The organism is Sphingorhabdus sp. (assembly GCF_040079335.1).
Classification (GTDB): domain Bacteria; phylum Pseudomonadota; class Alphaproteobacteria; order Sphingomonadales; family Sphingomonadaceae; genus Sphingorhabdus_B.
In genome coordinates, this window is sequence record NZ_JBEBKL010000002.1 from 1 (window position 1) to 21,392 (window position 21,392).

Consider the following 21,392-nt stretch of genomic DNA (forward strand, 5'->3'; position numbering starts at 1 on the left):
CGCAGGCGGGAGGGGGGCAGGCGGTAGATGCCACCATTCGGTCGCGATCCGCTCGGGCCCTTCATAGAGCCGCACCTCGTGCAAATTGCGTTTCCAGCGGAAGCGGTGCGGCGGGCCGTCGGGCACCTCGGCAATCACCTCAACCGGTTGCGGCGGATCGAAGAGGAAGAGCGGACGCAGCGGTGGCTCGCCGCTGCGCGGGGCGGGCCAGCGCACCGGTGCGAGAGCATGGATGGCAGGCAGCGCGAGCTGCGCCTGTTCGGGGATATGGCTGTCATTGGGCACCAGCCGCCGGATAGCCCCGGGGCCAAGACGCGTGCTCAACCGGTCGATCAGCTCGGCGAGGCGGCCATCGGCCTTTTCCGCCCCGTCCAGCGCAGGCTGGGTCGCGACGAGCGGCTCCGCCAGCGGGATATGGAGCAGCAGCCGGTCATAGCCGAAGCCCGGATCGAGCGGGTCGGCAAGGCTAGCGATACGTTCATCGAACAGCCGCAGCACCAGCGCGGCATCGCGCGTCGGCGCGCCGGTTTCGATTACGAGCCGCCGCTTCGCGCCGTCGCTGCGATCGAGCGTCAGGCGGAAACGTCGCCCGCCCAGCCCGCGTTCCTCGAGCACCTGCGCGCCTTCCGCCAGCAATTCGGCAAAGGCCACCGCAACCGCCCTTTCGTGCGCGACCGGTTCGGCAAAGCGGCGTTCGAAACGCAAGGGTGCCTGATGGCGCAGCGGCGTGCCGGGGCGATGCTCTTCGCCCAATAACCGTTCGAGCGCGCGCACCGCCTCTATCCCGAAACGCGCCGCGAGCGCCGCCCTTGGCCGTGTCGCCACCGCGCCAATGCTTTTCAGCCCAGCGCGCACCAACCCCAGCGTCGCTTCATCATCGAGGCCGAGCGCTGTCACCGGAAGCGTCCGGATGGCCTTGCCCTCTTCCACCACCGGCAGCCGGGCATGGCGGGCGAGCGCGAGCGCAGCCTCTGCCGTTGCGGCGCAGGCGATGCGCGCCGTCATGCCGCGCTGCTCGACATGCTCGGCGAGCGCCTCGGTCAGCCCTGCCTCGCCACCAAAGAGATGCTCACACCCCGCGATGTCGATGGCGATAGCATCGGGTGGGTGCGGCACGACATGCGGGGAGAAACGCGTGCAGGAACGCGCCAGCAGCCCAAGCCAGTGCCGGTCCGCCGCCGTATCGGCCTCGACCGCAATCAGGCCGGGGACGCGCACCCGCGCATCGGCAAGCGCCATTCCCGGCGCTAGCCCTTGGCGCTGCGCAGCCGCATCCACCGCCGCCAGCCGCAGCGCATTTTTCTGTTTGGCGACAAAGACGACAGGCGACTCTGGCGCTGCGTCAGGCGGCGCGCTGGATTGCCTCTTTGGCCTCTGGGCGATCCGGTTCGGCTCCTGCTGCCGCAGGCGATCCGCGGGCAGGTAGGGAAACCAGAGCGCCAGCTGCCGCCGCTTCGGTGAAGATGCGTCGGTCACGGTTCCACTCCAATTGCCAGCTGAGGCCCGACGGGCCCGAACGCTGGCGCAACAATTCAATATCGAAAACAGGCGCACCGGGGGCGTTGGCGGGGAGTGCGCGCGAAGGTGCCGCCGCCACCCGCCAGCGCGTCTCAGCCGCACTCGGCACTGGCTCTGCCCCATTGCGCAGCAGGAAAAGCGTCGTCCCCGATTTCTCGGCAGCAAGCGCAAGGCGGCGGCTCGCGGTCAGGTCGAGCTCGGGCAGGTTCCCCTGCGTTTCGACAACAACCGCCCCCAGCGCCCCGCTGCGCAAGCCATCGACCGCGGCCTTGAGCAGATCCTTCGCATCGGCAATCATGGCGAAAATACAGTCTCCGGGCTGCCCGCCCAGTTCCGTCCAACCATTGGCCTGCACCACACCCCCCTGCCGCACCGCCCGGCGCGAGCGCAACCAGAGTGCTGCACGGCCATCTCCCGCTTCGAGCCCGGCCATGGCCGTCAGCAGGGCAAGCGCAAAACCGGCCGCCGCCGGAACATCCTCTCCCTGTGCCGCATACAACTCATGCACGCGCCCATAAGCCAGCCCGCCGCCCAGCGCCGTATCGAGCGATGCCACGCCGCTCGCCCAGCGCTGCACCCCGACCCGCAACAGGCCATTGCCGCCCCGGGGGACGCAAAGAGGAGAATCACCGACTCGCATATGTTCATATTATGTTCTATTTTGAAAAGCGGTCAAGCAAGGGGTGCCGTGAGATGGCGTGGCACCTGCGACGTGCCGGGCAGTGGATGAACAATGCCTTCATCGAATGCCTCTGGCGATCCCTGAAGCCACGGGTGCGTCTAGCCCCAACAGCTTTGAGACCGGATCGAATCTGCGAGCTGGTCTAGGCCGGTGAATCACCGACTATAGCACCAGCGTCCCCAATTGGGCCTGTCCGGGAGAATCTCGGTCGATACGAATCGGCGGATACAACAATCAAAACATAGGGGCATCAATGACAACCGAGATACCCTCAAACCGCCGCCAAACTGTCCAAGAAGGCGGAGGCACCTCACTAAGCCAAAATGCAGCCTGCATTATGCTACCGCACCCGGAGTTATTGATGTCATCCAAGTTTATTGTGGAGGCTCAAAAAAATGGGTCAGATTGAAAATAATAGAAAGCAGTGTAAGGACTGCAATGAAACGAAGGTTGGCGGCTGAATGGCTGACTGTTGGTTCAGGGGGGAAATGTGCAGCAAGCTCGGTTAACAGCCACACAAATAGGAGTCATCCTAACCCTCGCGGCATGCCCCGCCCTGATGACCATTGTACCTTGGGATTTTGCGACCGACTTCTCGCGCTATCGTGTTATCATTCGTAGCTTTTCACTGACGCCAACGCTTGTCCAGCTTGCCATCATATTAATTGGAATGCGGAACGGCCATTCGATAGCCAGAGCGTGGCATTGTTTGCCGCGGGCAACGCAAATTGCACTGCCACTGCTTTCAGGTTTTTGCATGATCCCATGGTTCATCGGCGCGGAAGATCCGGGGCGGATACCGATGGCTATCATCGTTTTCCTGGTGCATGTGATTTTTGCACTGCTCATTTTCCAGCTTATTGCCGGATTTTCGAATCCACAGAGAAAACTTCTCGCGAAATGCATCGCGCTGGGTGTTATCGCCTATTGTATAATCTGGGGGGTGTCGCTCCTATTTTTCGTTCCCGTCGGCCCGGGGTGGATATCACAGGTGCCCGGCTTGACGCACGTTCGCGGACTAAGTTTTTTTGTAGTGTGTGGTTTTTATATGGCGCTTGCGTCGCTTCCTGAAATGCCTACGGAAAAATCAAATAAACGAGAATACGTCATAGCTTATTTAGGCGGATTTGTATCTATTCTGCTAGCGTTCTGGTCAGGGTCTCGTGGCTCAATTGTTGCTATTTTGGGAGCGCTGAGCATATTATTGTGGGCGGCATCCAGTTTCAGGATAGCCATCCTAAAGTTCAGTTTCTTAATTTTCATACTTGGCGCTCTGGCAAGTTTAGCCTTACCAATTCCGCATCCGTCCTACGGGATTATCCGATTCACAAATGTCACGAGTGATATTACATATCTTTCTAGTGGTCGAACAACAATATGGCTCGAAACCCTCCCCAAGATCTTGGATCGACCGATCTTCGGTTGGGGGCTGGACCAATTCCAGTTGATTCGGTTCGAAAGTTTCCAAGGTTTCAAGCAACCACACAATATCGTGCTGCAATCCTTGATATCGATAGGATTTGTCGGAAGCGCGATATTGGCTGTTGCGATCCTTCCCATATTAAGAAAGGCAAGGCTGCAGCTAGATTCTCTGGTGCGCGTCTCCGCCCTTGGGATGATAGCGACGACCTGCATCTTAGCGATGTACGATGCAGCGCTCTACTACAATTATCCGCTGATGATGCTAGCTGTTGCCGTGGCGTTAGCTTTCGCACCTGATGGGCTGCAATCTGCACCTGACAAGTAAGGCTCACACAGCCGGACTGCATCTGACCTCGCAATCATGCAGCCGTTCAAATCGCGACCGTCACCCTATTGCCGTTGAGCGAGCCATCAATGGCATTAAAGCACCAAAACGAGTAGATTCGGAACTGCAACCGTAAAAAGGGCACGCCAAAGCAAATCAGAGAGTGCTCAGCACTCGTAATAGTCGCGATACCAGCGCACGAAGCGCGCCACGCCCTCGCGGAAAGGCGTTTCGGGGCGATAGCCTGTGAGCGACTGAAGCAGCGACGCATCCGCCCAAGTCGCAGGCACATCGCCCTGCTGCATCGGCATATAATTGCGGATCGCTTTCTTGCCGATCTCCGCCTCGATGGCATCGACAAAATCCATCAGGCGGACCTTGTCCGAATTGCCGATATTGACGACGCGGAAGGGCGCGGCGGGGCTCAGGCTATCGCCGGGCGCAATGCCCTCGGGCTTTTCGGGGCGCTGCGGGGTGGCCTCGATCAGGCCCGCAATGCCGCGAACAAGATCCTCGACATAGGTAAAGTCGCGCCACATGTCGCCATTATTGTAAATGTCGATCGGGGTGCCGTCGATGATGCCCTTGGTGAATTTGAACAGCGCCATATCCGGCCGTCCCCAAGGTCCATAGACCGTGAAAAAGCGAAACATGGTGACGGGGAGATTGTAGATATGGGCATAGCTATGCCCCATCGCCTCATTGGCGAGTTTGGAGGCGGCGTAGAAGGTGAGCGGTGTTGCAACGCGCTCAGTTTCGGTAAAGGGCATGTCTGTATTCGCGCCATAGACGCTGGAGGTTGATGCCATGAGGAGATGCTGCACTCCCGCCGCGCGCGCCGCCTCCATAACATTGAAAGTGCCGACGATATTCGCATCGAGATAGGCGCGCGGATTGTCGATACTGTAGCGAACACCGGCTTGCGCTGCCAAGTGGACAATCACGTCCGGCTGGAAGGATGAGATGGCCGCATCAAGCCGCTCCTGATCCTCCAGCATCGCCTCGGTCGCCGAAAACCCTTCATGCTGGTTGAGCATCGCATGGCGGCGTTGTTTCAGCCGGACGTCATAATAGTCGGTCATGCCGTCATAGCCGCCGACGATATGGCCCTGCGCGAGCAGGAGTTCGGCGAGATGATAGCCAATAAAGCCTGCCGTCCCGGTGATGAAAATGCGTCTCTGGTCCAAGATCCCGTCTCTCAGTCAATCGGCGAAATCGATACCGAAGCAATGGTCGCCTCAAGGCCCGTCTGTCCTCTACCGCCAGACGCTATTAAATCGAGAAACTGTACAGCGCAATTCGCGGGGATGGAGAATGTAGCCCTTGACGAAGTGTCGATACTGTCAATTGTCCAGACAACTTGTCCGCCTGCTGCAGGGCATCGCATTTGCCAGCGAAGGAAGCCACCATTGCCGCGTTCAAAGCTGATTGTCCGAGCTTGAAAAACATATTGGCCGGGTTCGAGATACAGCAGTCTTCCTGCTACTCCCTTGGTGGTTGCAGAATTAGCAAAGACATTCAGTTCAATTGCCTTGCCGTTTGCCGCTTCCCAAAAGCTTGCGCCTCCATTTGGGTCATCTTGAAGCTGCCAACCCATTACACCCAGCCTGCCTGAAAGGTCAGATTTCCGGAAGCCCGCAACAGTGTTCTGGGAGTCGGCCGTTTTGGTCATAGTGCGCAATATGGTGCGCGCGTCGTCAAACCGATTTGCGGCTACCAGCCGATCAAGCAGCAAAAGCTGTTGCTTCTGCTGGGCAGGACTTGTCGGCACCCCGCCAATTTGGTCGATCAAGCGCACAATTGGCGTCAAATCCGAAGCTGACGCAATCGAGAATTCTAGGAAATTAGTTGTCCAGTCCTTGGGCCTGCGAAGGCGCAATGCGAGTCCGTCGCGCACGTCAGGATCCTCGAGCGCGGCCAACAAGCGGGGGAATAACAACGCAGACGTCTCGGGCTTCGTAGTCAGCGCCGTATCATAGTGCTCCAAAGTTTTAAGGATGTCGCCTGACCGGGCGCTGGCCTCTATCAGCCACAATTGTGCCCCCGCATCGCGACGCGAGAGCCTCTGGCTCATCTGCATCAATGCAGCCGCCCTAGATTGATCGCCACGCAAATCTGCCCGATAACCTAGCAGCCTTAGCGCTTTTGCGTTGATCGCCTGTCCTTCCAGCGCCTTCGTTGCCAGTCGAAAAGACGCTTCAGGTGGTCGGGTAGGGTTGGAAAAGAACAACTCGTCAGCCCGGCTTGCTAACGCCGATGCCTCAAATGGTACAAACTTCAAGGCCGTTGAAGGCGCCTTGTTGCGGGCAATGCCGCTCACGGCAAGCGCGAATGTCATCCAACCAATGACAAGCACGCCAGCGCAAATAGCCAGCAGGCGTAACTTGTTTACCTGCGTCGACAGTCGGCGGCCCGGTCGCGAGTGTCGGGAGGCGATCGAACGGTCTGACAAGCCATCAACCTCGCCCATGTCGCCCGATTCCTGCATCGATGTACGAGGTGCCGAAGGAAGGTTCAGCCATAGAACCAGGACAACAAGAAAACATAGCAGTGCCGGTGTTCGCAGCGGATAATCGGTGACACTGGCCAGTCCTATCAGGCCGATAGATATGCTGGCCATGCGGGCATATAATATTGATCGCGACAATCTGCCGTTCGAAAACCAGGCGATTCTTGCACGTTTCAAATAGGCGAGCACAGCGAACAACAGGATTGCCAGCCCCGGAATGCCGAAGGTGACCGCTGTTTCGAGCCAATCATTATGTGCCCGGTTCAAATATGTGTTCGCCAACAACCGGGCAGGTTCGTCGATCTGAAACGCCTCGGCGAAGGAGCCGACACCAGACCCCAATGGGAAATATTTCCAGAACATTTCAACTGCAATTTGCCAATATTCAAAGCGTACATCATCGACATTGGACTGCGTCATGAAGCGGTTGATCGAAGCGGCCCGAGCGAAAACCACGCTCAGCACAATCAATGCCAATAGCGCAAAGATTGAGAGGCCGACACCCAGACCGATACGGGGGGATTTGCCATGCTTTCCGCCTTGGTCCCGAGACCGTTGGCCTTTATACAGCAAGATCGTACTTGCTAACCCGAGAAGCGCAAGGACCGCGCCTGTCCGGGAACCCGTAATCAGAACCAAAGGCACAAGGATGGCGGCGACCAAAGCGGCGACGATTGCCTTTGACCGCGTGCGGGATAGATGGCTCTCATTATCGAGAGTTGTTGCAAAAACAGCGAGCATCGGGAAAATACATGCAAACTGAGTTGCGGCGTGATTGCGGTTGGCAAACAGGCCTACCGCGTAGCCGTTGCTTGTAATGTCATAAAGATACAGGGGCCCGTCATAACCACCGACGACCTGCAACAACCCAAAGACCGCCGAAAGCAACCCCAGACCAATCATGACCGCCAGCAATCGGTACAGATCTTCGCGCGCCAATTGAATTCCGACCAGAAACACCGCCAGTGCTGGAAGGAGCGAGGCAAGAGCTTGCCAGCCATTTGCTGGCGTGAGCGTTATCGGACGCCACATGGCACCCAACCCGGCGACTTGATCTATTTCGGATACCAGTTGCCTGCCGGGTAGTTTACTCCAAATTCCATGGGGCAACGGCATTATGTGAATAACGACGAGCAATGCCGACAGCGCAAGCAGCAGTGCGAACCAGACCTGTCCGCGCAAATGCTCTCTTCGAATTGTGACGAGGGCCGCGCCGCACATAAATACCGAGGCCGGAAGCAGGATTGCGGACGATTGGATGTCGACCCTGGTCCCCCCTCCTGTGAAAGACACAAGCGCCAGAAATGCGGCCATCCCCCAGAAATACAGCGACGGGGCTGGACGGTTGCTTTTGTCGATTTTCACGGTTCACCTGACAGTTTTTGATCGGCTAGGCAAAGAAGAACTTTTCATTAAAACGGTCCTGCCCATGCCCTAGGCTGCGGACGGACTAATGTCCTGGTCCCAATGCTGCAAGCGCAACTTACTCCTCTACCTACATCGCGGTACGGAAGGTAGGCACAGAGTTAGCGTGGTCAATCCCGCATTCCATCGGCAGGTCTGAGCCGTATGGTAAAAGCTGTCTTCGATTAAGCCTCGGGACACGAAAAATAGATGGAAGTCCCTCCTGCTTTGGGCTAGCTGGCTGCGCTAGCTTGAGCGATTTAACGAATGTCAGTTGTTGAATAACGTCAGTCGGTTGAGGTAGAAGCGATCTGCCTTGCGAATGAATTTTGCCTTCAGGATTATTAGAAGATGTTACAATCCAGCCCTGCGGCTATCGAATCTAATCAGTTTGCGTTTTCTACAGCTGAGCAAGCCGAGAACAACAATATGCTCGCTCCACCAATATTGCTTCAATATTGGCAGGTTATCATCCGCTGGAAGTGGATTATTCTTGGTATAGTCGCATTCTCGCTGGCCGCCGGTTTTGTCGCAACGTTGCTCGCCACGCCACAATTTACCGCGACAGCGCGCATCGAGATCAGCCGCGAACAGAAGAAAATCACCAATGTGCAGGGTGTGGAATCGACCGAATCCGGACAGGATCTCGAATTCTATCAAACCCAGCACTCTCTGTTGGAAGCACGGTCACTCGCGGAGCGGGTAGTGCGGCAATTGCGGCTGGCGAATGACCAGCGGTTTTTCGACGCACACGGGGCCCAAATTGGAACCGGCGGACTTTTCGCAACAAACAGTGGTCGGCCTCTTACCGCAAAGGAACGCCAGGAACGGGAAACCAGTGCTGTAGAGCTGCTTCTAGACCACATCACGGTTTCGCCGATCCGCAATTCGGCTCTGGTGGACGTGAGCTATACCAGCGCCTCACCGGCAATGTCATCGAAGATCGCCAATGCATGGACGCAACAGTTCATTGAGCAAAGCATGGACCGGCGATTCGCCTCCACGGCAGACGCAAGAAAATTCCTTGAAGGCCGCCTTGCGGATCTTCGTGCCCGGCTGGAAACCTCCGAGCGTGATCTGGTGAACTATGCAGAAACAAAAGGCATTGTCGCACTGGGTAAAAGCAAGAATGCGGACGGCCGGACCGAGGTTGAACGCACCCTTGTTTCAAGCGATCTTGAAGCCCTGAATGCATCACTCGCCCAAGCTACTGCGGATCGCATATCCGCCGAAAGCAAGGCGCTTCAGCGCAGTGGCGGTGCAAATCCGGAATCGCTCAACAACATTGCCATAGGCCAGTTGCGTCAAAAAAGGGCAGAAGTCGCAGCGGAATATGCGAAAATGATGGCCCAGTTTGAACCGGGCTACCCAGCCGCCGTGGCTTTGTCAGAACAGTTGAAAGCGCTTGATTCGAGCATATCGCGTGAAGAGGGTCGGGTGCTTAACAGCCGATCATCGGAATATCGCGAAGCCGTGACTCGCGAGGCTGATCTCAAGCGCAGAGTTGATGAGCTGAAGACCATAATGAACCGCCAACAGCGCGACAGTATTCAGTACAACATATATCAACGCGAGGCCGACACCAACAGGGAACTCTATGACGGGCTGCTGCAACGGTATAAGGAAATCGGTGTCGCGGGTGTCGGAACGAACAACATCGCGATTGTCGATGTTGCGACCGAACCTGATCGGCCTTCGTCGCCAAATTTGCTGCTGAATATGGCAATGGCAATCCTCGCCGGCCTTGGTCTTTCGGTCGTCGCCGCATTCGCGCTCGACCAGATTGACGAGGGCCTTCGGGACCCGCACCAGGTGCATCGCCTTCTACAAATTCCATTGCTGGGCAGCGTGCCTGACGTTGAGGATGAAGACGCACTCCAGCTTCTCGAAGATGCCAAATCGATACTATCCGAAGCCTATCTGAGCATTCGCTCTAACCTGGCTTTCTCGACTGATCATGGCATTCCCCGTTCGTTCATGGTCACCAGCACCAGGCCGGCGGAGGGTAAAAGCACTACCAGTCTTGCTCTGGCAACAGTTCTGGGCCGGACCGGAAAAAATGTCCTGCTAATTGATGCAGACATGCGTTCCCCGTCCATGCATCAGTTTACCGGGCAAACAAACCTGATCGGGCTCAGCAACTTTCTGGCCGGCGAAGATGATTGGCGCCAGTTGATCGCGCCAACACCGATGAAGGGATTGAGCCTGATCCCGGCAGGTCCAACGCCACCCAGCGCAGCCGAACTGCTGAGCAGCGACCGGATGCTCATGCTTATCAGACAGCTTCTGGGAAGCTTCGACCACATCGTGGTCGATTCGCCGCCGATCCTAGGACTAGCGGACGCCCCGCTGCTTTCCCGGGCAGTCGAAGGTTGCGTGTTCGTTGCCGAGGCGGAAGGTGTCGCACTTCGGGGCATCAAGGCATCGCTGGGTCGCCTTCAATCCGTCCAAGCTCATGTTTTCGGTGTCGTTCTGACAAAGCTCAAGAGCAGACAGGCCGGTTATGGCTATGGCTATGGCTATGGCTATGGCTATGGCGAGCAATCCCAGACAAAAGCGTTGGATTGATAAATTTGTCGAAATCTTACCAGAGCATGCTGCTGAGTAAAACGATCGAGGTCTATAGAGGATTGTAAAAAACCCAGTTGGCATGAGAAACCAACATTTGATTCAGGTTTTGACGGGCACTCCCTATATATATCTTGTTCGGTTACTTCTTAACTCGTCCTGTTACGATTAACGAATCGCTGAATCTTGGGAACAATCGTAGAATTAAGCGCTTCCAGACGGGCGCGTTTGCATAAGCGCTAAAATAAAAATTCAGTCCTTCCAAGCCAGATTTATTCGCGAGCTTAGCAAGAGTGAACAAAGAATACTCAGCAGTGTGATCACTATTTATCATTTCACTGTTGGTAATAGACCCCTTGATTGCGCCTATTCTTTGACAATTTGGGACCGATATCACAACGCTTGATATATTCTTCCCATAATGCTCCAGAAAACGGTTTAGAAAATTCCGGGGATCAGGAATATGCTCGATAACATCTCCAAATACGACCACGTCCCATTTTTCACCTGTGATGATATCCAATCCGGGTTGGGTGACATCGCCAACGAAAATGTCCGCAATTCCTGTCACTCGACTGACATTCTCAACGGCTACTTTGTCGATGTCGATGCCAACGCAGCGCGTTCCCGCGCGCATCAAATGAGTATGCAGCCAAAGTCCCTGTGAAATGCGCTCTTCGAGCAGCGGCTGGTGGTCGCAAAACCCAATGTGCAAAATTTTCTTGCCTCTGACGAGTTCGACCAGGCAGTCAATCCGGTTGGCAAACGTTGCACGGATCGGTGCCACAAACTTCCCATAGTCGGAAAATATTTCACCGCTTAGATAACGCTCACCCTCAAGCGAGGTGACATCGATTGCACGCATAACTTATTCCTCAATTGACTGTAAAGTCGAAATTAATTTGAACTGGCCGGAAAACTGATTCCGGGTGATCCATATCACGACGCCTGTTTCCACAATCCCCTAGTATCGAGAATTTTGCCTTTCGGTCGGGCAATCGCTCGAAACTCTTTATGATCGACGAGCAACAAATGGATATCGGCGGTTTGCGCATCAGCTATGTTGCATAGCTCTGCGCGGCCTAAACCTTTTGGTGCGGTCGAAACATTGGGCTCGATTAAAAGCACGGGGCCGATATGCTCTTCGGCAACTCGTTTCGCAATCGCAAGAGCTGGGCTGTCCCGCAAATCATCAATATCGGGCTTGAACGCAAGGCCATAGCAAGCGATTACAATATCGGACAATTGCCGATCCGGTTGAGCAGTCAGGCAATTCGCGATCAGCGTACGAAGTTTTTCTAGCACCCATTCGGGCTTAGCGTCGTTCACATTCCGTGCAGTCGCAATAAGTTTGGCCTCTTCCGGAGCCGAATGAACAATGAACCACGGATCGACAGCGATGCAATGACCGCCAACGCCAGGCCCTGGCTGCAATATGTCGACACGAGGGTGGCGGTTGGCAAGTTGGATAAGCTCCCAAACATTGATATCCAGCTTGTCGCATATCAACGAAAGTTCGTTAGCGAATGCGATATTCACATCGCGAAAACTGTTTTCCGTCAGCTTGGCCATCTCGGCAGCTTTCGGGCTGCTTGCGATAACGCACTCGCCCTCGACGAAAATATTGTATAGCGCGACGGCTGCTTCCGCGCAGCCTTTAGTCACGCCGCCGATAACGCGGTCATTGCTGATAAGCTCGGCCATGACTTTGCCGGGCAAAACACGCTCCGGGCAGTGTGCTATGAAAATGTCGGTGTTTTCGCCCGAAGATCTTGGGAAATGGAGGTCCGGACGCAATTCGGCCAGCATCTCCTCGATCCAGTCCGTTGCACCGACGGGAGACGTCGATTCCAGAATGACAAGATTGCCCTTCGCAAGGACGGGTGCGATCGACCTGCACGCGGCATCGATATATGACAGGTCCGGTTCATGGTCCTGGCTCTTGAAGGGCGTCGGCACCGCTATGATGAATGCATCTGCCGCTTCGGGCACTGTCGTGGCGCTCAGCATTCCGCTTTCGACAGCCTTGCGGACCACATCCTCCAGCCCGGGCTCGACTATGTGGATGCGGCCTTCATTGATTGTAGCCACAACGTCAGGGCGTATGTCGACGCCGACAACTTTTACAGCATGGGAAGCGAACATTGCCGCCGTTGGCAAGCCAATGTAGCCGAGTCCGATGACCGAGATTTTGTCGAATTGCATTTTTGGTTCAGTCATCCTGCACTCTGGGCGAACTCGCGGATCGCGTCAACGATCCGCAACGCGGCGAGGCCATCGCCATACGGATTGTGCGCAACACTCATTTTTTCATAGGCCTGCTTGTCATCAAGCAGTTGAAATGCTTCGCGCATGATTTGGCCGGCGTCGGTGCCGACAAGCTTTACCGTTCCAGCAGCCACAGCCTCGGGTCGTTCGGTCGTATCGCGCATCACCAGTACCGGCTTTCCCAGTGACGGCGCTTCTTCCTGCACACCGCCGGAATCCGTCAGAATGAGCGCTGACTTCGACATCAGATAGACGAACGGCAAATATTCCACCGGATCAATCAAGTGAACATTGGGCAGGTGAGCGAGCCGTTCGGTCACAGGTGCCCTGACATTCGGATTAAGGTGAACGGGGTACACGATTTCAATATCTTGCCGTTCAGCTAAGCCTAAAAGCGCGTCGCATATTCTTTGAAAGCCGCCGCCAAAACTTTCACGCCGATGGCCGGTCACAAGAACCATCCGCTTCGCCGGATCAAGTTCGAACCGACTTGCAAACTCCAACATAAGGTGCTGATCATCCTCCAGCAGGCCAACCGCATGCTTCAATGCATCTATCACAGTGTTGCCGGTTACAAGGATGCTGTCCGGATCAACATTCTCAGCGAGCAGATTGTCACGTGCCTGAGCGGTTGGTGCAAAATGGAGGCGAGCAATCGAACCCGTCAGTTTCCGGTTCAATTCTTCCGGCCAGGGCGAATAAATGTTCCCGGTCCGCAGTCCGGCTTCGACATGGCCGACTGCGACCTGTCGATAATAGGATGCCAGCGACGCCACAAATGTTGTGGTGGTATCGCCGTGCACCAGAACCAGATCCGGACGATACTCGCCAAGCACATCATCAAGGCCTGAAAGCGCACCATTGGTTATATCCACCAATGACTGTCCTGAGCGCATGAGATTCAAGTCGTAATCTGGCTCGATTGCAAACAACTGCAGCACCTGGTCGAGCATTTCGCGATGCTGGCCTGTTACGCAAACGCGCGATTCCATATCGCGAGCCTGTTCGAGCCGCTTTACGACTGGAGCCATTTTTATAGCTTCCGGTCGGGTACCGAAAACGCTCAGAATCCGATAAGTCATGGTGCTTCGATGCAGTCCTGAGTTGAATCGACATACTGCATGCTCGCCCGATTCCAGGATCGAGGCTCCATTGTCTTCTGCACCACCTCAGGAACAGGCAAGATAGAGGGTCCGAGCTCAATGAGCCCCGAGGGCAAGGAATGCATAGTGATCGATGGTCTGTAACAAACTAAAATGGGTAAAAAGGCTCTGCTATTTGGCCGATTTTCCTGTGGCCAGCAAGCACATTGGCGTTGAGTTCTAGTAATGTTATGTCTCCGGGCCATTAGTGTGGCGCGGTGCGCGTCTTTCGAGAAGCATTTCTCTGGCCAAGAGCAGTGCAAAAATTCCGTTAGTCCGTGCATAGCGCCCAAACAATCGAACGGGTTCCTGAAGAAGGCGGTACAACCATTCCATTCCGATCGATTGCATCCAAAATGGTGCCCGGTTGATTTTTCCGGCCAGTATATCAAATGTCCCGCCAACGCCCATGACGAAGTTTACACCCAGCTCTGCCTGCCATCGGGCAATGAAATTTTCCTTCTTGGGTGACGTGACGGCGACAAACAATAGCTTCGCACCGCTGTCACGAACCAGCTTGACCACTGAAGGCTCGTCATCCCAGAAATATCCGTGATGAATGCCCGCTATGCGTACGTTAGGGTATGAAATTTCAATATTGGATGCCGCCTTTTCGACAACACCCTGGGTCCCACCCAACAGAAAAATAGGCATATTTTGAACAGCGCTTTCTCCGACCAGCCGATGAAACAGGTCAATGCCTGCAACCCTTTCACGAACGTCATATCCGAGAAGCCGCGCGGCGAATACAAGCCCCATACCATCAATGTTGATAATATCGCATTCCCTGACCGAACGGTCGAGCGCCGAATCCGATCTCATATTCACCAGCTTTGCAACATTAACAACGACGTGCTGGATAAACTGGTCTGCTTTTATGGCATTTGTTATGACATCGCTGGTTTCACCGATCGTCGCCACGTCCATTGGGCATCCAAGAATTTCGATTCTCTTCATTTCGAGTCCAGATGTCGATTATAACATGCGATTGAATAGTACATCCAAGCCTGTGTCCACCTTATATACTGAACTTTGTTTGTGTATAATTTTAATTTTTGATAGAAAAACATATCAGTTTTTCGGGACAGCATATTTCTATACGCCCATTCTATCATTCCATCGATGATCTGGGAATTTTTCCTATATCCATCAATCTTCAAAAATACCAATATCGCTTGGGCAAAACTGTGCATATCTATTGGATAGACATTGTTGTTGTAGTATTTTGCAATCCCTTCCTCGGTAAAGAAGTTATTTTTGTAATATGAGAATCCTGCTCTGATCGCTTCGTCGAAATCTCGGATTCCGGTTTGCGTTCGCAATAAATCGAGCGCCTCGATATTGTATCCGGTATGGAATCCGTCGACGAAACGGTGGTGCGATGCCGCGCCATATTCCCATGAACCATCATCTGACTGGGCGACGGCCGACGTTGTCGCAACCGCGTGCGCCATTTCCTGCAAATCATTGTCGCCGCATATTCTGGCAGCGACCGAACACCAGGCAGCACCCCACAGGCTGGCATTATGCACAAGTGCTTTTTCACCGGGAATGTATGCAAAATACGGCTCGCCGCCATTTGGAATATACAGATGTTGGCGGATGAAGTTTGCAGCATCCACAGCATAGTCGGACAGCGCCGTGATCCCGCTCGCTTCACCTAATGCAAGCAGTGCCTTCGCGACATATACCGTTGTAATGATGTTAGGCTTGCCGCGGGGCACATAAAAAGCACGCGCCTGCCAATCAAAATGGTAGCCCCAGCATGCGTTATGCCACTCAGCCGGATCGCTTCTGTTTTCGATCAACCATTGGCCCAATCGCAGCGCTTCGTCGATATAGATAGCCTCACCCGTTCGTCGGAAATCTTCGACCAAACCCAGAACGCAAATCGCGACTGCCTTCGGGTTGCGAGCCTTGGGCACCAGCAGCAACTTTCGGAAATTTATCGGCGACTTTTTGCCAAATTGCAAAACTGCAAGCCTCAGTAGGCTACTTTTGTAGAGCGGTGTGGCTCGAAATATTCGGCTATTGAGCATGTCAAATGGATCATAGCCCGCATAGTCATCTGCCTGAATTGCGTGCAGAAGTTGCTGATTACGTTCAATAGTGTCGACCAAGTCATGCTCCCAGAAGCTGGTTATCAACTATCATCGGCATGCCGACCATCATCGACTCAACCGCCAGAACCGTCGCAAGACTTGAATTGAGCAATACAGCTGGGTGGACGCAGGGTTGACCACTGTCCAAACCGCTCAGCCATTCTTTGACCATGCTGGCCTGTCCTTTATCCTGTGTTGAAAGTCGCCGATTCTGGGGTGATCCTCCGCCGAAAAGTCGCACTTGTTTGAAATCATCAATCTGAGCAGCCTTTCCTCCGCCAAACATTTCGACCTGCTCTTTTGCCAATGCACTGTTACCGTCTGAGGTGTAAACTATCGTCGCAATGCTTCCGTTCGCGAATGCTAGCGTGATGCAGCAATTGTCGTTGAGCAAGGCGGACTTCTCGGCTTTAGCGGTTCCTTTGGCAAATACGCTTGTGATGCGTTCCCCCACAAGCGAAGCGGCAAGATCGACAAAATGGCAAGCCTCGCCAATAATCCTGCCGCCGCCAGCTTCAGGATCCTGGATCCAATGGTCAGAAGGAATTGAGCCTGCGTTCACCCGGATCGTTACAACCAACGGACTGTCGACGCCGGCAAAATGTTCGCGCAGAATCAAGGTGGCTGGAGCAAATCGCCGGTTGAATCCCACCATCAATTGGCATTCGGGCCGTGAAATCATCGCAGATTTTACGGCGATCAGCTCCTCTACGGATAGGCCCAACGGCTTTTCAACATAGACATGCTTCCCTGCGGTCAGGGCTGCAATCGCTGTGCCCGCATGCGTATCGTGCCGCGATGTGATCACCAATGCATCGGTTTCGTCGGTCAAAAGGTCGTCAATCTGATCCGTCGAAAAGCCAAAGCCGAACCGCTGGGCCACGCCTTGTGCAGACCTGCCGCTGGATGTCAGCAAACCGTGCAAAGTGGCGCGGTTGTGCGCCTTTATCGGCGGCAAAAGCGTCGATGTGGCATAGTTACCAGCACCAAAGAATGACAAGGCAATTCCATCCTTCGCACTCTGGCTCGCGTAAGCAGAGGCGATGGATGCCGTTGGCGCGAGCTTCTTCTCGCAATCGTAAACCAGAATGATGCCGATATAAGGCTCGGTCTTCTTGCCCTCGATCAGTTGATATGCACGCGCCGCTTCTTCAACCGCAAACCGATGCGTTATCAGACTTTCAACGTCGACCTTCCCCTGGCTAACCAGATCAAGAAAGGATTCCATATTCCGTTTCTCGGTGAAGCGCACATAACCGATTGGATAATCATGGCCTTGCTCTTCATAGCGCGGGTCGTATCGCCCTGGCCCGTAGGAGCGGGAGATCACGACACTGATCTCTTTCATGAAATATTCTTGCCGCGGAATATCCATCGGCACCGCGCCGACCACGACCACCCGGCCCTTTTGCCTTACGACGCGACCACACATCTCGATGATCGCATTGCTGCTGGATCCGGCACATATCAAAACACCGTCAACACCCTGATTGGCCGTCCTCGCCAGACAGACCGCTTCGGTATCTGCTCCACTGCCAATGCCAACCGCGCCAAAGGCTTCGGCCCGTTCGACAAGCGACTGATCCAGATCGCTGGCTATGACGTTGCAACCATTCGCGCGCAAAAGCTGGACCGCAATCTGTCCAAGCAAGCCCAAACCGATTACGAGAAAAGTCTCGCCCAACATTGGTTCGGCAAGGCGAACGCCCTGCATCGCGATGGCTCCAACGGTCGTGAATGCTGCTGCTTCGTCACTGACGTTATCGGGTAACTTTACGACAAGGTTCTTCGGAACGGCGACAAATTCGGCATGGTTGGCATAGTCGGCTCCACCGCAGGCTACACGGTCTCCAGGTTGCAGGCCTTCGACCATCCCGCCTGCCGCGATTACAGTACCAGCACAACTATATCCCAATGCAGACGGCGCCGTCAGTCTGGTGCTCACCGTCTGGTAGGTCTTTTTCAAGCCTTCGGTTTGCAGTTTCTTCAGCACCTGTTTGACCAGATCCGGTCTAGCCCTCGCCTTCTGAAGAAGGTTCTTCTTGCCCATGTCTATCTTGGTCTTTTCAGTGCCGGCACTGATAACCGAAGCCACATTCCTGACGAGTACAAAGGAGTCCCTCAGGGCCGGAACCGGCACGTCGCTCACCTCGATCTGGCCGGTCGAAAGGGTTTGGGTTACTTGCTTCACAATTAATCTCTCAATGTCTTGATTTTGAACGATGTGGCAGCGGGCTGCTGATCAACTCGGCCCATATCTCGCCCATCCGTTTGTTGAAAACATCTCTCGAAAATCGCTCGACAATCTTCTTTTGCCCCTCTGCGCCCATTTTCGTCCGAAGCGTCGGATTGCAAATCAACTGCTGCAAACTATCCGCTAAGCCAGATACATCTCGGGATTCAACAAGAAAGCCGTTGGCGCCATGCTCCACCATATCGGGGATCGCGCCTTCTGGCGTTGCAACGACAGCCAATCCATACGCCATTGCTTCGAGCACAACGAGCGGAAAAGCCTCATTTGGATACCGGGTAGGTAAAGCCAGTGCGTCAGCTGATCGAAGCAACTTATCCTTTTCTTCCCCATATACCGGACCCCCAAAGGAAACGACGTCACTCAACCCTTTTGCCTTAATATTGGCAAGGAAGCCTTCGTAAGTGATCGGAGGGTGAGGGTTTCCAGCAAACGTTGCTTTAAATTTCACTCCCCGTGATTTCAGCAATTGAAGCGCCTCCAACAACTCCAGCGGTCCCTTGGACTCCACCAAGTTCGACAGAAAAATAATATGGGGGACGCCGTCTTCTGATACCGCTTCTATTTGCGCAACATTTGGGCCGAAATTTGGCAAAAACCATATAGTTTCGCTTTGGACCCAACTTTCTGCATCCGATTTCAAACGATCTGATAACAGAATAGACGCAGTCCCAGCTGTCGCCCACCGAATGAGAGTTCGATAAATTTTGGAACTACGCGCATTGTTATCGAACCCCTTTCCATGAAAATGGTAGAGTATTTTCAAGCGAAATATTTTTAATAGAAGTACCAATGGTACAGATGCATAGAACCCGCCGCCATGAGGAGGCATCGCAAAATACACCATATCTGGCCTTTTATTTAGAATGGCCTTTGTCGTTAAAATTATATTGAAAAATGCACGCCATATCTTGTAAATAGAAAAATATCCAACTTCATGAAGTTTAGAACTAAGTTGTATAGCAACATAGCTTTGTTCGAATATATCGTTCAGATACGTACAATTGACAACCTCTGAATTTATAGAGGCTGCGCCATGCATCGGCGGCGGGACTTGCACTAGTGACAATACTTTAGGTCGGGAATGCATATTATATCAACTCGACAAAGTTCGATTGGACATGCTCTGAAGGTATCCGTACAAAAAACACAAACCTACAAATATTGTAGGGCTGACAAAAGCTGAGTTCACACTAGTCGTTAGACATATTGTCAGAAAAATGAGCGAAAGATGCCTATTAATATTTCTATCAACCGAAATACTCGGTATCAGGCTGCGAAAATGATAGAGCAGTAGCAGTACGCCGCCAATCACGCCCATTGAATAAAACGAATACACAAAGTCGTTGTGGATCACGTGAATAGGAAGCTGACCCCATTTCCCGAGCATATGAAATCGATCTTCAACGATGAAATCTGTCGTGCTGTCGGCGCCGAAGCCTAATCCAATTCCCCCGTTCGCCAGCATTGCCAGCAGGGCTTCGGTCCACCATTTTGCCCTGTGTATCGTATTTGGATCAATTCCCAATTGTTGACCGAAAACAACCATGAGAATAGCACTGAACGGGAAACCAAAAACAATGAGGAGGGCAATAGGCTTTACGACCTTGGCTGGCTGATTCACGCTCCATACGACCAATGCTAAGATACTGAACAGAAGCATCTGCGCCGATGCAGACGACGACAAAAATAGCAAAAACATTACAATCAGAGCCTTGTTATTGCGGAAAATCCAAAATACCGACCACAATAAAAGAATTGTTATGTTCGTTATTGTATAGTTAACATTGGAATATACTGTATCTACAAAAGAAATCTGACTCCCTTCAACCAGCCAATGACCGTCATATGGAGGAAATAGGTAAAGTGCGACTACAGAAACAATGCATCCAGTAATAGAAATATAGGAAAACATTGTGAACATGTCGTTCTTTCTTAGAATACAAAACAATGCATAAAACATTGCTGTCATGGGATATATTGCTGCAACAAAATATCCCATTCTAAAAACGTAGTCTTGTAGAAAAAACTCAGGTTCTCCGGGAAGGAAATCAAACCATGAGAGAGCCAAATATATGGATCCAACTAACGAAAAAAGAAACAAAATTATATTTTTATAAAATATATTTCGCCTTATCGCTGAGTAGACAACGTAAGACATGCAAAAAAGTATGAACGCGAATAGTATCGCTGGCCCCTGAACTTTCCAGAAGTTCGAGCTGACCAGTGTAATGACGGAAATAGCACATGCTGAATAGTCATAAAATGAGAGGCGTCCGAGTCCATTTTGGAAACGGGCGACTGGCAAGTGTACATGATGAAAACGGTCGGCCCTTGCGGTCGCCATCATTTTGCAACCATCTCAACCCACAGGTGCCATCCGAGCTGATCCTCAAACGGCATCCACCGCACCGGCAAAGGCGGTGCGTGCATGAACCGCTTATAGGTGCGCGTGATCGCAAAATCGGGGAAATCCTTTTCCACCAGATTGCGCGAATATACCTTGCTGTACGGGTTAAGCGGCCCGTCGGTGTTGGCATGTATGAAATTTTGCAGCTTCAAATATTTGAAAAGACCCATTTTGCGCGCGTTTTCCAGATGCTGCGCATAGATGCCCTGGCCTTTCGCACCCGTCGCCGCCATCGCGAGCAGCCCGAGCCGACGCACAATCGCAATCGCCGCAAGATAGTTCAGCGAGTATTTCGCATAAAGCATCACGACAAGCCGACCACCGGGTTTCAATATCCTATGGATCTCCTGCTGCGCCTTTTCGATTTTCGGGACATGGTGCAGCACGCCATGGCTGAATACCATGTCAAAGCTGTTATCCGCGAACGGTGCCTCGGTGATCGACCCACGGACAACAGCGTCATAACCCAGCCCGCGCAGGTCGAGCCGCGCCTTGACGCGCGCAACAGCCTCATCGGTTAGATCTAGGCCCGTCCAGACGCCGCCGCGGCGTACGATCTGTTCGCTTTCCGCACCTTGTCCTAGCCCGACTTCGAGTATTTTCTGACCATCCAGTCCGAGTTGGTCGAGGCAGGCCGGAATGTGGGGTTCGAGATCGTACTTGAAGCGATCATATTCGCTGAAAAACTCCTCGAGCGCGGCAAAATCAGCACGACTGAGCAAATTGTCCCCGCATGGATGAGCCTGCCAAAACTGTCTGACTTCGGCTTCGTTCATAAAAATTCCAACTTC

Annotated in this window: 15 protein-coding genes; 2 read left to right on the forward strand and 13 right to left on the reverse strand. The window is 53.6% G+C overall.

Translation table 11 applies throughout. From position 1 onward, the window contains the following. Together ABL922_RS00745 and ABL922_RS00750 are read right to left on the reverse strand one after the other, a co-directional pair. Positions 1 to 1,443 (reverse strand): DNA polymerase Y family protein (locus ABL922_RS00745; protein ID WP_349022428.1); only part of this gene is annotated, 1,443 nt, incomplete at its 3' end. Continuing rightward, positions 1,343 to 2,158 carry a hypothetical protein gene (locus ABL922_RS00750; protein ID WP_349022294.1) on the reverse strand — a complete coding sequence of 272 codons (816 nt, stop codon included), beginning with the start codon at positions 2,156 to 2,158 and terminating at the stop codon, positions 1,343 to 1,345. The genes ABL922_RS00745 and ABL922_RS00750, both read right to left, overlap by 101 nt. Positions 2,159 to 2,759: 601 nt before the next feature. Here ABL922_RS00750 and ABL922_RS00755 point away from each other — a divergent pair. Beyond that, the gene (locus ABL922_RS00755) at positions 2,760 to 3,947 is read left to right on the forward strand and encodes an O-antigen ligase family protein (RefSeq protein ID WP_349022295.1); all 1,188 of its coding nucleotides are present in this window, start codon (positions 2,760 to 2,762) and stop codon (positions 3,945 to 3,947) included. Positions 3,948 to 4,114: 167 nt separating this feature from the next. On the opposite strand, the gene ABL922_RS00760 is transcribed toward ABL922_RS00755, so the two are convergent. Together ABL922_RS00760 and ABL922_RS00765 are read right to left on the reverse strand one after the other, a co-directional pair. Next, positions 4,115 to 5,134: an NAD-dependent epimerase/dehydratase family protein gene (locus tag ABL922_RS00760; RefSeq protein WP_349022296.1), complete on the reverse strand. Its 1,020-nt coding sequence runs from the start codon at positions 5,132 to 5,134 to the stop codon at positions 4,115 to 4,117. A gap of 11 nt (positions 5,135 to 5,145) precedes the next feature. Further along, positions 5,146 to 7,488, reverse strand: coding sequence for an O-antigen ligase family protein (locus tag ABL922_RS00765; RefSeq protein ID WP_349022297.1), 2,343 nt, complete (start codon positions 7,486 to 7,488; stop codon positions 5,146 to 5,148). Positions 7,489 to 8,289: 801 nt separating this feature from the next. On the opposite strand from ABL922_RS00765, the gene ABL922_RS00770 reads away from it, so the two are divergent. Further along, entirely contained in the window at positions 8,290 to 10,428 is a 2,139-nt protein-coding gene (locus ABL922_RS00770; RefSeq protein WP_349022298.1) for a polysaccharide biosynthesis tyrosine autokinase, read from the forward strand. A 142-nt stretch (positions 10,429 to 10,570) separates the two neighbouring features. On the opposite strand, the gene ABL922_RS00775 is transcribed toward ABL922_RS00770, so the two are convergent. The 9 genes from ABL922_RS00775 to ABL922_RS00815 all read right to left on the reverse strand — a co-directional run bounded on the left by ABL922_RS00775 (position 10,571) and on the right by ABL922_RS00815 (position 21,377). Further along, the gene (locus tag ABL922_RS00775; RefSeq protein ID WP_349022299.1) at positions 10,571 to 11,293 is read right to left on the reverse strand and encodes a methyltransferase domain-containing protein; all 723 of its coding nucleotides are present in this window, start codon (positions 11,291 to 11,293) and stop codon (positions 10,571 to 10,573) included. Positions 11,294 to 11,367: 74 nt separating this feature from the next. Continuing rightward, positions 11,368 to 12,648 (reverse strand): UDP-N-acetyl-D-mannosamine dehydrogenase, encoded by a 1,281-nt coding sequence (wecC, locus tag ABL922_RS00780; protein ID WP_349022300.1) that lies wholly within the window; start codon positions 12,646 to 12,648, stop codon positions 11,368 to 11,370. Beyond that, a complete protein-coding gene (wecB, locus tag ABL922_RS00785; RefSeq protein ID WP_349022301.1) occupies positions 12,645 to 13,778 on the reverse strand; it encodes a UDP-N-acetylglucosamine 2-epimerase (non-hydrolyzing) in 1,134 nt (377 codons plus the stop codon). The genes wecC and wecB overlap by 4 nt, the downstream gene beginning before the upstream one ends. 249 nt (positions 13,779 to 14,027) lie before the next feature. After that, positions 14,028 to 14,795 (reverse strand): WecB/TagA/CpsF family glycosyltransferase, encoded by a 768-nt coding sequence (locus tag ABL922_RS00790; protein WP_349022302.1) that lies wholly within the window; start codon positions 14,793 to 14,795, stop codon positions 14,028 to 14,030. Continuing rightward, the gene (locus ABL922_RS00795; protein WP_349022303.1) at positions 14,792 to 15,958 is read right to left on the reverse strand and encodes a hypothetical protein; all 1,167 of its coding nucleotides are present in this window, start codon (positions 15,956 to 15,958) and stop codon (positions 14,792 to 14,794) included. Before ABL922_RS00795 ends, ABL922_RS00790 begins: the two co-directional genes overlap by 4 nt. Before the next feature lies 1 nt (position 15,959). Then, positions 15,960 to 18,131, reverse strand: coding sequence for a bi-domain-containing oxidoreductase (locus ABL922_RS00800; RefSeq protein WP_349022304.1), 2,172 nt, complete (start codon positions 18,129 to 18,131; stop codon positions 15,960 to 15,962). Positions 18,132 to 18,141: 10 nt separating this feature from the next. Then, the gene (locus tag ABL922_RS00805) at positions 18,142 to 19,233 is read right to left on the reverse strand and encodes a glycosyltransferase family 4 protein (RefSeq protein ID WP_349022305.1); all 1,092 of its coding nucleotides are present in this window, start codon (positions 19,231 to 19,233) and stop codon (positions 18,142 to 18,144) included. Between the two features lie 54 nt (positions 19,234 to 19,287). Beyond that, a complete protein-coding gene (locus ABL922_RS00810) occupies positions 19,288 to 20,163 on the reverse strand; it encodes a hypothetical protein (RefSeq protein ID WP_349022306.1) in 876 nt (291 codons plus the stop codon). A 374-nt stretch (positions 20,164 to 20,537) separates the two neighbouring features. Beyond that, positions 20,538 to 21,377, reverse strand: a complete 840-nt coding sequence (locus tag ABL922_RS00815; protein WP_349022307.1) for a class I SAM-dependent methyltransferase — start codon at positions 21,375 to 21,377, stop codon at positions 20,538 to 20,540. Positions 21,378 to 21,392: the final 15 nt, after the last annotated feature.

Bases quoted from the DNA above. Each gene is read 5' to 3' on its own strand.
- ABL922_RS00750 (WP_349022294.1), bottom strand. From the start codon at position 2,158: ATGCGAGTCGGTGATTCTCCTCTTTGCGTCCCCCGGGGCGGCAATGGC.
- ABL922_RS00765 (WP_349022297.1), bottom strand. From the start codon at position 7,488: ATGTGGCGTCCGATAACGCTCACGCCAGCAAATGGCTGGCAAGCTCTT.
- ABL922_RS00790 (WP_349022302.1), bottom strand. From the start codon at position 14,795: ATGAAGAGAATCGAAATTCTTGGATGCCCAATGGACGTGGCGACGATC.
- ABL922_RS00775 (WP_349022299.1), bottom strand. From the start codon at position 11,293: ATGCGTGCAATCGATGTCACCTCGCTTGAGGGTGAGCGTTATCTAAGC.
- ABL922_RS00770 (WP_349022298.1), top strand. From the start codon at position 8,290: ATGCTCGCTCCACCAATATTGCTTCAATATTGGCAGGTTATCATCCGC.
- ABL922_RS00815 (WP_349022307.1), bottom strand. From the start codon at position 21,377: ATGAACGAAGCCGAAGTCAGACAGTTTTGGCAGGCTCATCCATGCGGG.
- wecB (WP_349022301.1), bottom strand. From the start codon at position 13,778: ATGACTTATCGGATTCTGAGCGTTTTCGGTACCCGACCGGAAGCTATA.
- wecC (WP_349022300.1), bottom strand. From the start codon at position 12,648: ATGACTGAACCAAAAATGCAATTCGACAAAATCTCGGTCATCGGACTC.
- ABL922_RS00805 (WP_349022305.1), bottom strand. From the start codon at position 19,233: ATGCATGGCGCAGCCTCTATAAATTCAGAGGTTGTCAATTGTACGTAT.
- ABL922_RS00810 (WP_349022306.1), bottom strand. From the start codon at position 20,163: ATGACAGCAATGTTTTATGCATTGTTTTGTATTCTAAGAAAGAACGAC.
- ABL922_RS00755 (WP_349022295.1), top strand. From the start codon at position 2,760: ATGACCATTGTACCTTGGGATTTTGCGACCGACTTCTCGCGCTATCGT.